Source organism: Anaerohalosphaera lusitana (genome assembly GCF_002007645.1).
Classification (GTDB): Bacteria; Planctomycetota; Phycisphaerae; order Sedimentisphaerales; family Anaerohalosphaeraceae; genus Anaerohalosphaera; species Anaerohalosphaera lusitana.
In genome coordinates this window covers 378,311-391,539 of sequence record NZ_CP019791.1, presented here as the reverse complement: position 1 = coordinate 391,539, position 13,229 = coordinate 378,311, and the positions used below count along the sequence as shown (strand labels likewise).

The 13,229-nt window shown below is 54.8% G+C and carries 15 protein-coding genes; 10 read left to right on the top strand and 5 right to left on the bottom strand.

Features of this window, described 5'->3' with window-relative positions; translation table 11 throughout:
• Positions 1 to 125: 125 nt before the first annotated feature.
• Positions 126 to 1,451, bottom strand: coding sequence for an L-cysteine desulfidase family protein (locus tag STSP2_RS01705; RefSeq protein ID WP_146659253.1), 1,326 nt, complete (start codon positions 1,449 to 1,451; stop codon positions 126 to 128).
• Between the two features lie 118 nt (positions 1,452 to 1,569).
• On the opposite strand from STSP2_RS01705, the gene STSP2_RS01700 reads away from it, so the two are divergent.
• From STSP2_RS01700 to STSP2_RS17950, 4 genes are all read left to right on the top strand, one after another.
• Positions 1,570 to 2,634, top strand: a complete 1,065-nt coding sequence (locus STSP2_RS01700) for an RHS repeat-associated core domain-containing protein (protein ID WP_205847960.1) — start codon at positions 1,570 to 1,572, stop codon at positions 2,632 to 2,634.
• Entirely contained in the window at positions 2,624 to 3,058 is a 435-nt protein-coding gene (locus STSP2_RS01695; protein ID WP_146659252.1) for a hypothetical protein, read from the top strand. Before STSP2_RS01700 ends, STSP2_RS01695 begins: the two co-directional genes overlap by 11 nt.
• 69 nt (positions 3,059 to 3,127) lie before the next feature.
• On the top strand, positions 3,128 to 3,304 hold the full coding sequence (locus tag STSP2_RS17240; protein ID WP_169852902.1) for a hypothetical protein: 177 nt from the start codon (positions 3,128 to 3,130) through the stop codon (positions 3,302 to 3,304).
• Positions 3,301 to 3,516 (top strand): RHS repeat-associated core domain-containing protein, encoded by a 216-nt coding sequence (locus STSP2_RS17950; protein ID WP_418202202.1) that lies wholly within the window; start codon positions 3,301 to 3,303, stop codon positions 3,514 to 3,516. The genes STSP2_RS17240 and STSP2_RS17950 overlap by 4 nt, the downstream gene beginning before the upstream one ends.
• On the opposite strand, the gene STSP2_RS01685 is transcribed toward STSP2_RS17950, so the two are convergent.
• Positions 3,458 to 4,459: an alpha/beta hydrolase family protein gene (locus STSP2_RS01685; protein WP_146659250.1), complete on the bottom strand. Its 1,002-nt coding sequence runs from the start codon at positions 4,457 to 4,459 to the stop codon at positions 3,458 to 3,460. The genes STSP2_RS17950 and STSP2_RS01685 overlap by 59 nt on opposite strands.
• Before the next feature lie 454 nt (positions 4,460 to 4,913).
• Here STSP2_RS01685 and STSP2_RS01680 point away from each other — a divergent pair, with 454 nt between their 5' ends.
• From STSP2_RS01680 to STSP2_RS01655, 6 genes are all read left to right on the top strand, one after another.
• Complete coding sequence (locus tag STSP2_RS01680; RefSeq protein ID WP_146659248.1) at positions 4,914 to 6,494, top strand: helix-turn-helix domain-containing protein; 1,581 nt, start codon at positions 4,914 to 4,916, stop codon at positions 6,492 to 6,494.
• A gap of 168 nt (positions 6,495 to 6,662) precedes the next feature.
• Positions 6,663 to 7,436 (top strand): OmpA family protein, encoded by a 774-nt coding sequence (locus tag STSP2_RS01675; RefSeq protein WP_146659246.1) that lies wholly within the window; start codon positions 6,663 to 6,665, stop codon positions 7,434 to 7,436.
• Between the two features lie 483 nt (positions 7,437 to 7,919).
• Complete coding sequence (locus STSP2_RS01670; protein WP_146659244.1) at positions 7,920 to 8,195, top strand: hypothetical protein; 276 nt, start codon at positions 7,920 to 7,922, stop codon at positions 8,193 to 8,195.
• 44 nt (positions 8,196 to 8,239) lie between these two features.
• Positions 8,240 to 8,467, top strand: coding sequence for a PLDc N-terminal domain-containing protein (locus STSP2_RS01665; RefSeq protein WP_146659242.1), 228 nt, complete (start codon positions 8,240 to 8,242; stop codon positions 8,465 to 8,467).
• 16 nt (positions 8,468 to 8,483) lie between these two features.
• Complete coding sequence (locus STSP2_RS17445; protein ID WP_205847959.1) at positions 8,484 to 8,849, top strand: PLD nuclease N-terminal domain-containing protein; 366 nt, start codon at positions 8,484 to 8,486, stop codon at positions 8,847 to 8,849.
• A gap of 174 nt (positions 8,850 to 9,023) precedes the next feature.
• Positions 9,024 to 10,145 (top strand): sensor histidine kinase, encoded by a 1,122-nt coding sequence (locus STSP2_RS01655; protein WP_146659240.1) that lies wholly within the window; start codon positions 9,024 to 9,026, stop codon positions 10,143 to 10,145.
• A 57-nt stretch (positions 10,146 to 10,202) separates the two neighbouring features.
• Here STSP2_RS01655 and STSP2_RS01650 read toward each other — a convergent pair whose 3' ends face one another.
• From STSP2_RS01650 to STSP2_RS01640, 3 genes are all read right to left on the bottom strand, one after another.
• Positions 10,203 to 10,961, bottom strand: coding sequence for an LOG family protein (locus STSP2_RS01650; protein ID WP_205847958.1), 759 nt, complete (start codon positions 10,959 to 10,961; stop codon positions 10,203 to 10,205).
• A gap of 284 nt (positions 10,962 to 11,245) precedes the next feature.
• Positions 11,246 to 11,527 carry a cupin domain-containing protein gene (locus STSP2_RS01645; RefSeq protein ID WP_146659239.1) on the bottom strand — a complete coding sequence of 94 codons (282 nt, stop codon included), beginning with the start codon at positions 11,525 to 11,527 and terminating at the stop codon, positions 11,246 to 11,248.
• Between the two features lie 63 nt (positions 11,528 to 11,590).
• Positions 11,591 to 13,228: a sialidase family protein gene (locus STSP2_RS01640; protein WP_146659237.1), complete on the bottom strand. Its 1,638-nt coding sequence runs from the start codon at positions 13,226 to 13,228 to the stop codon at positions 11,591 to 11,593.
• Position 13,229: the final 1 nt, after the last annotated feature.

The following is a 13,229-nucleotide window of genomic DNA, read 5'->3' as shown; positions in this document are numbered from 1 at the left end:
GAATCCTTAATTGCAACACCATTTCACATTGTTGCTCTTTAGAGATAAGGCAGCTCAGCCGCTTCCATCACCAACAGATATTCATACGGCCAGTTCAGCAAGACCTCCGTTAGTGATGACACTGCCTAATCTGTCAGCGTCTTTTCTATCATTATTTTCAAGATCGTGCGGTCGGTTTCTATCATTCCCTGTGTTGAGAGTTCGCCGGTGTTTTTTATTGTCTGTTCGGGCGAGAGTGCGATTATGCCGTCGGATTCCTTAACGTTGATGCCGTGCAGCGAGAACAGTGCTGACTGTACGGCCGATCCTGCGGCGGTTGCGAGTTTGAATGCGCAGCTTGCTTTCGCGCCGTCGCAGATGCAGCCTGCGAGGTCGCAGATCAGGTTCTTGATGGCCGAGGCGATGTGGTTGAGATTGCCGCCCATCAGGTACGTGATCGCGGCGGAAGCGCCCGCACCGGCGGCGATGGAACAGCCGCACACGGCGGAGAGTCGGCCGGTGTGTGACTTGATGTAGCCGGTCACAAGGTGCGACAGCGCGACGGCCTTGAGTGCCTCGTGGTCGGACGTTTCGTTTATGTAGTTCTTGACCGCCCAGATGGGCAGTATAGCTGTCAGCCCGTGATTGCCCGATCCTGCCGACGACATCGCGGGCAGCTTCGCCCCGGACATCCGTGCGTCACACGCCGCCGAAGTGAGTATCCGGGCGGCCTGGATCATGTCTTTTTTGATCAGTCCCTCGCGGACGAGCCGGTCCAGCGTCTTGCCTATCCCCAGCCCCGGACCGAACGACAGGCCGTGCCGGGCGAGCTTGAGATTGTATTCGACACCCTGCCGAATGAATTCGAAATCCTCTTCGTCCATGGTTTCCACCAGCGTGATGAGCTGTTCGAAGGTCTGGGTGCGTAGAAAATCCTCGAGCTCGGCGAGCGAGGATTTACTGTCCGAGATGCTCGCCAGCAGCGGGTGCTCGGCCAGCGGTTTATCGTCCAGGGTCAGCTCGGTTATGTTGTCGTGCGTGTGCTCGATGGTCGCCGTGGCCGTGTGCTCGGCGGTCGAGACAGCGGCCTTGATGTAGATGGTGGGTGCTTCCTTGAGCAGGTTGACTTCGACACTGCCGGACGCGATGAGTTCGCGCGCAGCAGTTATGTGGTCGCCGGTGACCGGTGCCAGGACCTGGAGTCGCTGGGTCGCGTCGCCGCCCGTGTGCCCCAGGGCCGCCGCAAGGTCGATGCCCGTTGCCCCGTCCGTGCCTGGGATCGCGACGGCGAAGGCGTTTTTATAGATGTTCGCGCTGAGCCAAAGCTGGATCGAGGTGATCCGGCCGGCATCCAGCAGCGAAGATGCCGCAGCGGTCGCAAGCGCAACAGCCGCCGGTTCGGTACAGCCAAGGGCCGGGGCGACTTCGAGCTTGAGTATGTCTTTGAGCGTGTACTGGTTCTGTGTGTTCACGGGCACTCCTCACCATCGTTAAGTTTCTAATATAGAAAGCGGGATTATACACAAACGGCCGGGGCATGTCCAATTATTGTTTCTGGGTGTAATGTAAAGCGGATGCCCCCGACTGGGCGTGATCTACGATGCCGCGGGTCGCCGCATCAGCAAGGCAGTCGGCGGCGACACCACCGAATACGTCTACGATGGCGACCAGGTCATTGCTGAATACGATGATTCGGGCGAGATTATACGCAAATATATTTACAGCCCCGGCATCGATGAGCCGATATGCATGATAGCCGGCAGCGATACGTACTGGTATCACCGCGACGGCCTTGGCAGCGTTGTTGCTCTTTCAAAATATGACAGTTCGGCCGGTTTCGCTTCGATCGTCGAACGATATACCTACGACCCGTTCGGCCAGACTACGGTTTGCGACGGCAATGGAACCCCGCGTCAGGACAATCTGACCGCCTTCGCCAACCCGTACCAATACACCGGCAGACGTTACGACCCCGAGACCGGCCTGTACTACTACCGCGCCCGTATGTACGATACCGAACTTGGCCGATTCCTCCAGCCCGACCCAATAGGCTACGCCGACGGCATGAACATGTACGCCTACGTCGGCAATAATCCGACCACCTTTATTGATCCTTTGGGGTTAAGGCAATGGTCGGGTTTATTGCGCCCTAATGCTATGGTACGTATTCAAGCAAAGAGTGGGAAAAGAGAGCGACATCATATTTCGGACGTTACTGACTTAGTAATGGTTTTAATAGAACATGCGGTCTCCAAGGATGAGATTGTTAGTTTTGAGTATTATGGTCATGGCGATACTTCAGGTGAAGGATTGAACATAGAAGTAAAGGACAAGAAAAGTTATATAACAGGAATTTTCACTGAGGGGAACTCTGTTGTAGATAATAAAAATGCATATGGCTTAGGTGCATTAAGGGGGATTATCGAAGGAGCTTTTGCTGTGGATGCAAAGATTAGTTTAAATGCTTGTTATTCTGCCAATGGGAAAAACAGCATTGCAAGCGGATTTAAGGAAATTTTGCCAAATGCAGATGTCTTTGGTTATACAGGTGTTGCGATGGTAGATCCATTATTTGGCAAATCCCATCCCGCTGATTCCGGAAGTGAATTTGTTGAAATGAAATCTGATACAAAAGGATGTGAGAATGAAAGCTAATCCGTTAATTGTAAAGATGTTTTTTGTTGTTTTAGCAGTTATTTCCATGGGGCTTATGTATGTCTCTTTTTTGCGTGACCCATACAGTAAGAGGATTGAATGGACTACAATTTCCTTGCATCTAATAAGAGATAATATACAGACATTCAAGGATGTTAATCAGCGATATCCCACGTCTTTAAAGGAACTCAGTACGCAAGTGAAGATTGATGAAAACGGGTTGTTTCATAAGCGAGAAAACAAAGAATACATTTCTAGTAAAAATGGCTGCGATGATGAATATTCTGTATTAAATAATAAGGGAGGATGGTATTATAATAAACAAACAGGTGAGATAAAAATAAATATAAATAAGCCGTTAAAAAAGTGTTTTAAGGATTATTATTATTTGCCGTCAAGAAACAGAGTGCCTTCCGAATGGTAGCTATTATTTAAGTGAGAATTAAAAACTCAGAAACTTATTTACAGCCCCGGCATCGATGAGCCGATATGCATGATAGCCGACGGCGATACGTACTGGTATCATCGTGACGGCCTTGGCAGCATTGTTGCTCTTTCAAAATATGACAGTCAGCCGGTTACGGTTCCGTCGTCGAACGATATACCTACGACCCGTTCGGCCAGACTACGGTTTGCGACGGCAGCGGCACGCCGCGTCAGAACAATCTGACCGCTTTCGCCAACCCGTACATGTACACCGGCAGACGCTACGACCCCGAGACCGGCCTGTACTACTACCGTGCCCGCATGTACAGCCCAACCCTCGGCCGATTCCTCCAGCCCGACCTAATAGGCTACGCCGACGGCAGCCGGAATCAAGTGTCTATTTTGTTTGCCAGCGGTCTTTTGGTTCCAGGACGGTTCGGGGTCCGGGGCCGTTGAGCCAGTTGCGGGCGCTGGTGTCATTTTTCAGATGCGCATCCCAGAAAGCAGTCGTCAAAGCGACGATTGCGCGGTGGTGGTTGGGATTGCGCGGTTCGGTGTCGCCGGGCAGGGCGCGATCACCGAATGCGGAATGTTCGGCGTCGTGGAGGACGAGTTCGTATTTGCTGCCGGGCGGCAGGGCGCCGAAGACCGACAGGCGGGATTCGACGGTCGCATTGCCGATGACGGATGTGTCTTTGGTGCCGGTCATGAGCATCCAGGGGATCTTTACCCGGCTGAATGCCTGTTCGGGGGTGAGGTTCTTGGGGCAGTTGGGGCTGAACATTACGGCAGCCTTTATGCGGGGCTCGGTGAATGAAAAGCGAGGATGGGTCGTCTGTCCTGAGACTGCCTGGGTGGTCTGGGCACCGAAGGAGTGGCCTGACATACCTATGCGGGTCAGGTCGAGCTTATTCTGCAGGGGGTGTTCGGTTTGGGCGTTCCATTCTTCGAGCCGGTCGATCACCACGGGGATGTCGCGAACTCGGAGGAGCCAGTTTCGACCGTTTGCGGCTTTTTGCATGGCGGCCAGGCGTTGTCTGGGCTCAACGCTTTTCCAGACGGAGTTGTCGCTGCCGGGGTGCTGGACGAAAACGGCTGCGTAACCCCTTGCTGTCCAATGGTTTGCGAGATAGGCGTTGTTTTTGCATGAGCCGCCCAGGCCATGGCTGAAGAGCAGCACAGGAGCGGCCGAATCGGATGCGGGAAGATAGATACGCAAAGGTATGTCTCTGGAGCGTGCTCGGTCATGGACAGCAGTGTCAATGATCTCGGGCTCGTGGTCGGCTGGAATATCCAGCGGATCATAGTCGGAGTTGCTCGAGGCGGAGGCAGAAATGGCAAGCCAGAATGCCAAGGCCGTAATTAGAGCGAAACGGGCGAATTTGTAGTTATAAGACATCGTATTTCCTTTCTGCTCCGGGTATCAAGCTTACCTATTATATAGTCTAAGACGCGCCTGGGCATGTGGATATTTCATTGAGGCCGGAAAATGGGCAGATCACGACAGTTTCAGATGCGACTGGTTTCGGATTTGGAACATTTTATTGGCCTGGCCGTAGAGAGCTGATGGAGGAGAGGGTGGTGTGGTTGAAATTGTGCGTTTTGGGGTGTTTTTGTGGGCTAAAAATTGGCTTGCAAGTGGTGTATGGTTCGATATAATCTATGGATTAAGGTATTGGCGGCGTTTGCGCGCATTGGTTGTTGATCGCGGATGTCGGGATGCCGGGAAATTTGTCGTAAGGGCATTTATTTCAAGAATTTACGCATAGACGCTGCTTTTTATTGCCCGTGGGTGTTTTGAGACGGCAATGGTCGTCTTGGTAAGTACACTAAATTTGGAAGAAGTAAATATTATGGCAGGTAAGTTTTACACATTACAGGAAGTAGTCGAGAAGCTCGGCAAAAGCGAAGACGAGGTACGCGGGCTTGTAAAAGAAGGTAAGCTCAACGAGTTCCGTGACGGCTCGAAACTGCTTTTCAAGGTTGAAGACGTGGAAGAGCTTGCGAAAAATCCCGACATGGCGGGAAGCGACTCGTTCATCGAGCTGATGCCTGACGAAAGCGAAGCGGGTGAAGGTGACGACGAATTCCTGTCCAGCCTGGAAAATACCAAGGTTGACGACGAAGGCGGCGAAGAAGAAAAGGCGGAAGAACCTGAGCAGGAAGAACCTGCCCCTGAAGGTGCCGACGAGACGCTCGGGTTCGAAGGCGAAGAAGAGCCGTCCGAGCAGCCGGTCGAGATAACCGGCGAGAGCCAGGAAGGTCCCAAAGAAGGCAGCGTTTCCGATACGCTCGGGCTTGAAGACGAGGGTGAGGAGCAAGCAGGCCAGGCCGGCGAGATCGAAACTGAGGCCGAGGAACCCGAGAAGAAGGAAGAAGCCGAAGAGGCCGACGAGTCGATCGGACTTGCCGAGACGGATACATCCGAATCCGAAGGCGAGGGCGTGCAGCTCTCGGCGGACGATCTGGACGTCGACGAGGACAGCGAAGAGAGCTTCTTCAAGCATCTTGGCGATACTACCGAAGCGGCCGGCAAGGAAGTTGACACGGATGAGGAAAAAGAAGAGCCCTCAGCCGAAGCCGACGAGGAATCGCCCAGCGAAAGCGTTGTCGAGCTGGAAGGCCTGGACGAGCCCGAAAAGACCGAGAGCAAGGCCCAGGGCGACGATCTGCTGGCCGACCTGACCAGCGCGGATACGAACGTCGAGACGACCGGCGTGGATGTGCTGGCGGGCGAGGACGAATTCGAAGTCAGCGAAGACAGCATGGGCGAAACGAAGCTGGGCACCGACGAGGAAGACAGCGGGCTCGGCGACCTGGATGACGATTTGAATCTGGACAGCGTTGGTAGCGGATCGGGTCTGCTGGACCTGTCGCTGCAGGCGGATGACACTTCGCTTGGTGCTGTTCTGGACGATATACTGCCCGCCGAAGAAGCCGAGGGCGAAGCGGCAATGCCCGAACCCGACAGCGCGAGCATTTCGCAGGAAGCCGACGATATTATGGGTGGAAGTGCCGCCGCAGCGAGCGGAGGCTCGGCGGCAGTAGCTGCACCCGAACCGCAGCAGTACGGCGTGCCGGCAGCGGCGGCAAGAGTCGTAGAGACTCCACCGGACGCAAAAAGTAACGCACTTGGTGTTTCACTTCTGCTGCCGATGGTGGCTACGATATACGCTGTGATCGTTGTGATCTCCGCGATCCGCGGCGTGACACCCACGATCCTGACCGGCGTTGAGGGTTACATCATGTACGGCGCGATCGGGCTCGCGGTTGTCGTCGCACTGATAGACCTGATCGGTGTTGCGATGGACAGCAGCGGCGGCGGTGGCGGAACAAAGACGAAAAAGAAGAAAACCAAAAAGGCCAAGCCCAAAAAAGAAAAGAAAGCCAAGCCTAAGAAGGAAAAGAAGTCGAAAAAGAAAAAGAAGAAGTAGGCACGGCAATGACGTCTTGAATGCCCCGGCCAACACGGGCCGGTGATGTATACATGGATGTATATGTTTTGTGACATCCGCGGCGGTGGGCTGTATAGTCGGCCGTTTGAGTTTCTATTGAATTGACAGCTAATTAAGGTACTGCGGTTTGCTTGAAAGGATACGGTCATGAAGAGTTGCAGGATTGTAATGTTGTTGGTAGTTGCGGGCCTGCTTGTCGCGGGCAGTGGTTGTGTTTCCCAGGAGGAGTATCAAAGCCTGAAGGATCAGAACCGTATTCAGCAAGAAACGATAACGAGCCTGGAGAGCCAGGTGCGTAACGCCGAGCTGCAGGTTGACCAGATGGAAAAGCAGCTCGAGGCGCTTCGTGCAAGAATGGGGGCCGATACTGAGGCACAGGCAGAAGAGATCGCGGCGCTTGAGGCAGATATCGCTGCGAAAAAGCAGCTTATCGAACAGCTCCGCGCCGAGATGCTTCGCGGCGGAGTAAAGCTGCCGATGGGGCTGAGTCTCAAACTTCGCGATTTCGCCGAGAGCAACGACATGGTCGATTTCGACGAAGAACGCGGCGTTCTGAAGTTCAAGAGTGATTTCCTGTTCGCCCCGGGCAGTGCCCAGGTCCAGCAGCAGGCGATGGAGTCGATCAATCTGCTCAGTGATATCATGACCAGCGGCGACGGCGAGGAATTCGACGTGATCGTGGCCGGCCACACCGACAGCGATCCGATCAAGTACAGCAAGGCGAAACATCCGACCAACTGGCACCTTTCCGCACATCGCGGCATCGGTGTACTGCAGAAGATGGTTGGTGCAGGCGTCGATCCTGAGCGTCTCAGCGTTCGCGGCTTTGGCGAGTACCGCCCGGTCGCGTCAAACGAGACGAAGGAAGGCAAGGCGCAGAACAGACGCGTCGAGATCTATATCGTGCCCCAGGGCCAGTAATAAAATACCGATCCACCCGTCTCAGGCGGGTTGAATTTCTGTAATTAGTAAGCCGTCCGGTTTGTTGTGGTGCCGGGCGGTTTTTTCATGCGCAACGTACGATGCCTCTGGAGGCGTTCTGCTGTCTAGGCCCGATCAAAAAATTAGCCGAGGCCCGAGGACCCCGGCTATAGCTGAGGAGAGTGTGTGTTTTGTTTTCCCGGCTGGATGTGGGCGGCTTTTGCGTGTTGCCACGGTCCAGCGGGGGTAGATTTTCAATTTTTCGGTGCTGCTGTACTCATAAGACACGGGTGCGAGGATTTCGTTACGGGAATATCTTGGAATTGCGAGAATTTTTTTGTAACGAAAAGCGGTCGTGAGTGTCTTACTGTTGTCGGAGTTACATAAGATGCTTGTCAATTGCGGACAGTTGGGGTATTCTCGACATTCGGCTGTTGATCAGGCGGGATATCTTTTGAGTCATTTTATTTTCGAGGAGACGAAATGATCAAACTGGAATGGAAGAGCCTGCTGGTCGGGGTTGTGATCGGTGCGGGATGCCTGATTTTCATGGGGGCGAAGCTGGGTCCGGTGGAGCGGCGGATCGCAACCAGGCCGGTGGGGCGGTTTGAGCTGTACTTCACAGAAGACAACGCTTTGATGGTGGATACAATGACCGGTCAGGTTTGGAATCGCATTACTCTGACGAAGACGGGCCATAGAATAGTCAATCAGGACTTCTACAAGAACAAGCTCGAGCTCAAAAGTGACAAGGATTAGGTGCGGATTTCGGGGGATGTTCAGGTTATTGTGAGGGATTTGGTATGATTACTCCTGGCATTGGTGGTATTCTGGTGTTGCTGTTTATTATGTTTGGCCTGGGGCTGACCGTGCTTTGGGTTTGGATGCTCGTAGAGGCCGCGACTAAGGAGCCGTCCGAGGGCAATGATAAGATCGTGTGGGTGCTGGTTATAGTACTGGCGGGGTGGATCGGTGCTTTGATATACCTGCTAGCCCGACGTCCGGAAAGAATACGCAAGTTTGGTGCTTGAGAATAAGGACACGAGTATGAGATACGAATGGATCGCCTTGCTGATCATTGTCGCGGGTTCGTTGTTCTGCGGGTTCGCCCAAGCGGACGTTAGCGGACCGGACGCTGAATTCAATGCGCCGATGCGGGTGCAGTTCGACCATCGACAGGGTCCGGTGATGAAGCGGAACATTTTCTGTGGCCTGCCCTGCTGTTTTCTGCCGATCGGGTTGATCGCACTGGTACTCTGGATTTGGGCGCTGGTCGACTGCGTGACGAAGGAACCGTCGGAAGGCAACGACAAGATCGTGTGGGTGCTGGTGATCGTACTGACCAACTGGCTCGGTGCACTGATATATCTGCTGGTACGCCGCCCGCAGCGAAAACGTGAAATCGGCGAGTGATAAGGGCCGTAAGCCTATCCTGCCGCAATTTCTCCGGCCCCAAAAGTACGCACACAAGCGCATAAACCCAAAAAACTATTGCATCGAACAGTCATATTCATTATCCTGAGTTCCGCAAACACACTCGCAGCACAATGAAAACCGATTTAGTTGCGTACCTCCAGAGGCAATGTCATGAGTATCCAACAAACTCGCACAGAATTCGCACCACCAGACAGAGCCGCCGCAGAGACCATTAAAAGCCAGGTCCGCACACTTCAGGACTGCGATTTCCTCCACAAACTCTACGACGCCGTCTCCGAATTCGTATTCATCGTAAACACCCACCGCCAGATCATCTTCGCAAACCGCGCCTTCCTGGACTTTCTCGGCGCACTCGACGTCGAAGAGATCTTCGGCCGCCGACCGGGCGAAGTCGTAGGCTGCATCCACGCCCGAAAAAACCCAGCCGGCTGCGGTACCACCAACAACTGCTCCGCCTGCGGCGCCGTAAACGCGGTACTAACCTCCATCAACGGCAAAGTTTCACAACAGCAATGCTCAATAACCCGCGAAACGCACGGGGACGATCTCGAACTGCAGATCCGCACAAGCCCCATCAAAATTGGCTCCCAAAGTTTCGTCGTAGCCGCAGTCAGCGACATAAGCCATGAAAACCGCCGCCGCATACTCGAACGAATCTTTTTCCACGACATCCTAAACACCGCAGCGGCCCTCAAACTCGGAACCCAGGGCAAATTCACCAGCCGGACAGCCAAAAAGGCCATCGCCGCAGCAGAAAATAATGCGGCCCGACTGATCGAAGAGATCCGCGCCCAGCGCGACCTCCTCAACGCCGAAAGCGGTGACCTCAGTATTAACCCCGAATCCATAAACTCACTTTCACTCCTGACGGATCTTCGAGACACCTACCACAACCCAAAGGGCCCCGCTGTCATACTCGACCCCGCATCACAGGACATCCCGCTGCTAACCGACCCGACCATCTTCTCACGCGTCCTCCGCAACATGGTCAAAAATGCTGTCGAAGCAAGCGACCCCGACCACCGCGTCACCCTCGGCTGCACAAAAAACCAAACCAACGCCCGCTTCACCGTCCACAACCCCACACACATCCCCGAAACCGACCAGCTCAAGATCTTCCAGCGCTCCTTCACCACCAAAGGCAAGGGCCGAGGCCTCGGCACATACAGCATGAAGCTGCTCACCGAACGCTACCTCAAAGGCAAGGTAACATTCACCTCCACCCCCGAAAAAGGCACAACCTTCACCGCCGAAATCCCCCTCGCGACATAAAAAAGGCGAACCGCCCGAAAGCGATCCGCCTTACATATCTCTTTATCAGCCAACAGTTTACCGCCACTGCTGCCCCGCAGGCCGCTTGATCCCCGGAGGCTCCTCCAGCCCGCCTTTACCCTTCTTCTCGCGGAAATCGACCAGCAGCTTCGCCGCCTCCCTCGGATCATCGATAACCGTATACACGTTCAGATCGTCTTTGTCGATATACTCCGCCCCCAGCATTTTGTCCTCGATCCACTTCAGCAGATCGGCCCAATACTCCCGCCCCATCAGTATCACCGGAAAATAGGCCTGCTTCAGCGTCTGTATCAGCACCAGCGATTCGAAAAACTCGTCCATCGTCCCGAATCCGCCCGGCATTACCACAAACCCGTTCGCATACTTCAAAAACATCACCTTCCGGCAGAAAAAGTATCGAAAATGCAGCGACATATTCTGATATTCGTTCGGCACCTGCTCCTGCGGAAGCTCGATATTCAGCCCCACACTCATCACGCCCGCACGATCAGCCCCCTTGTTCGCAGCCTCCATGATACCCCCGCCGCCGCCGGTGATCACACCAAAACCAGCCTTGCCGACCTCGTAAGCCGTCTCTTCGGCCAGTTCATAATAAGGATGCCCCGGCTTCGTCCTCGCCGATCCGAATATCGAAACCGCCGGCCCAACCGTCGCCAGCTCCTCGAACCCCTCCACAAACTCCGCCATTATACGGAATATCCGCCACGGCTCCTCGCTAGGCATATGACTCGCACCCGCGATCATACTCTTCTTGTGATTGTGCGAATTATTACCCGGCCTGTGTCTTATAGTCACTTCCGATCCCTCAAAAATTCAAGACCCATCACATTAAAAATACCAAACCAAGACTCCTTCCACCCACTTCAATAATACATCGGCACTTTCTACCCCCAACCTGAACCAAATCCCAACGCAGCAACTTCCATCCTCATACGCCATCGCCACCTAACCGCAGCGACCACCTGCACAAACGCATGCAGCCATCCGCATGCTAAGCCGTGCAGCAAGCCTAAAAAAAACATGAGCCGCGACCCAGCCGCGACTGACCACAACTCGGCCGCCACAATCACGTACAACCGCTAATCAAACTTATAATGCTTCTTCACCGGCGCGCTCACCTTCCACACACACGCAAGCCCCTCCGGAAACACGACCATATCCCCAGCCGCAAAACTAACAGACTCCCCGCTGTCCGGCCGATCCGTAACGACCACCTTCCCCTCGATCAGCAGGCAAGTCTCCGTCTGCGTATAGTCCCAGTCGAACTCGCTAGCCTCGCACCCCCACGTCGGCCAGCTCTTCGCCTCCGCCATCTCCGCCTCGCTCGGCTTCTTCACGACAACATCCTTAACCGTCGGCATAACAAATCCTCCAAACAAAAATCAAGTCGATCTGTCTCAAAAAACGCTAACCACTTTACCCGCCTACCGCAGCGACGACAACTCAAAAGATGCAAACACTATCGACTCATACGCCCCGCCTTCGCCCGCTTCATAAAAGCACGCGATATCACCATTGCCCAGCACCGCAAGATCCGAATAAGCACTCGGCCCGCTGTGCAGCACACGCTTCCTGTTCCACGTCTCGCCCCAGTCATAACTCGCCCGCACCGTCATATTCACCCGCCGGCTCCGACTCGCCGGATTGCTGAACAGTATCACACTCTCGCTTCTGTTCCCGTCGCCGTCATACCGTTCGATCGCCGCCTGACAGATCGGCTCGATCAGCTCATCATCAAACTGCTGCCCCCGCCAGCTCCTCCCGCCGTCATCACTGAACGCAACCTGCCGATACTTCTTCGACCGATCATAGTTCCGCATATTCAGCATCAGCCGTCCGTTCTCCAGCTCAACAACCTCGCACTCGTTAACCATATCCTCAGGCGTTCTCCCGCCCAGCTCCCACGTCTGGCCGTGGTCATCCGAATATATCACGTGCGAATAATACCGCTTCGTCCCCTTCTCGATATGATCGCAAGGCACCACCAGCCGCCCCTTATGATTGCTGTACAGATACTCGATCTGTATCCCGCTGCCCGGCCCCGTCGCATACCAGCTCCACGAATCCTCCTTCACGTCCTCCGTGATCTCCGCCGGCTCACTCCACGTCCGCCCCTCGTCCTTAGAACTCATAACGAACACCCGCCGTGTATCCTCACTCGTCCCGTTGATGATCTCGCCCTCATGATCCTCACCCAGGTTCCACGTGCTCAACAGCCACACCGTCCCCGTCTCACGATCCACAACCGCACACGGATTGCCGCACGTATTCTCCCCGTCATCCCACACCACCTTCGCCTCGCCCCACGTCCTGCCGTTATCCTCCGAACGCTTCACCAGCAGATCGATATCCCCGCTGTCGCCAGAGCTGTCCTTTCGACCCTCGCAGAACGCCAGCACAACCCCGCCCTTCGTAACCGCCAGCGCCGGTATCCGATACGTATCGTACCCGCCCTCACCGCTGACGAATATCGCCTCGCCTATCGGTCCGACCGGCTCCGGCGCCTCGCGCAGATTGCCGCTCACCACAAACTTCTCCACCGCCATCTCGTTCCGCCACGGCCGCACCCCCACCTGCTTCACAGCCCCGTCCCAGCCGTCCTTGCGATACACTTCCCTCCCGTCGATCAGAAACCGCGTCTGCCCGTTCCTCCGAACCACCTCAAGATCGAAACTCTCCCCCGCCTGCAAATATTCCTCCGTCTCCTCAAGCATCTCAGCGGTTCCCCCAAACAAAGGCCCCTCCACGAACAGCGTCCCGGTCCGCGAATCAAACCCGAAATGACTCCCGTCCATCACAAAACTCGCCGCCGTCCCATCAAGCCGTGCCAATCGCATCCGCACTGCAACCCGAAAATTCCCCTCCCCGATCTGCCAGCCAGAATACAAAAACTTACCCACACCTCCCCCAACAAGCGCACTGCCCTCACGCTCCCACTCACCCCCAGCAAACCGAACATCCTCCCCAACACCATAATCAACAACAACCTCCCGCTGCCCGAAAGCTATACCGGTAAAAATCACCAAAAACGCAGTACACAAAAACAGCTTAAAAACTCTCATT

Bases quoted from the DNA above. Each gene is read 5' to 3' on its own strand.
- STSP2_RS01695 (WP_146659252.1), top strand. From the start codon at position 2,624: ATGAAAGCTAATCCGTTAATTGTAAAGATGTTTTTTGTTGTTTTAGCA.
- STSP2_RS17240 (WP_169852902.1), top strand. From the start codon at position 3,128: ATGATAGCCGACGGCGATACGTACTGGTATCATCGTGACGGCCTTGGC.
- STSP2_RS01685 (WP_146659250.1), bottom strand. From the start codon at position 4,459: ATGTCTTATAACTACAAATTCGCCCGTTTCGCTCTAATTACGGCCTTG.
- STSP2_RS01680 (WP_146659248.1), top strand. From the start codon at position 4,914: ATGGCAGGTAAGTTTTACACATTACAGGAAGTAGTCGAGAAGCTCGGC.
- STSP2_RS01675 (WP_146659246.1), top strand. From the start codon at position 6,663: ATGAAGAGTTGCAGGATTGTAATGTTGTTGGTAGTTGCGGGCCTGCTT.
- STSP2_RS01670 (WP_146659244.1), top strand. From the start codon at position 7,920: ATGATCAAACTGGAATGGAAGAGCCTGCTGGTCGGGGTTGTGATCGGT.
- STSP2_RS01665 (WP_146659242.1), top strand. From the start codon at position 8,240: ATGATTACTCCTGGCATTGGTGGTATTCTGGTGTTGCTGTTTATTATG.
- STSP2_RS17445 (WP_205847959.1), top strand. From the start codon at position 8,484: ATGAGATACGAATGGATCGCCTTGCTGATCATTGTCGCGGGTTCGTTG.
- STSP2_RS01655 (WP_146659240.1), top strand. From the start codon at position 9,024: ATGAGTATCCAACAAACTCGCACAGAATTCGCACCACCAGACAGAGCC.
- STSP2_RS01645 (WP_146659239.1), bottom strand. From the start codon at position 11,527: ATGCCGACGGTTAAGGATGTTGTCGTGAAGAAGCCGAGCGAGGCGGAG.
- STSP2_RS01640 (WP_146659237.1), bottom strand. From the start codon at position 13,228: ATGAGAGTTTTTAAGCTGTTTTTGTGTACTGCGTTTTTGGTGATTTTT.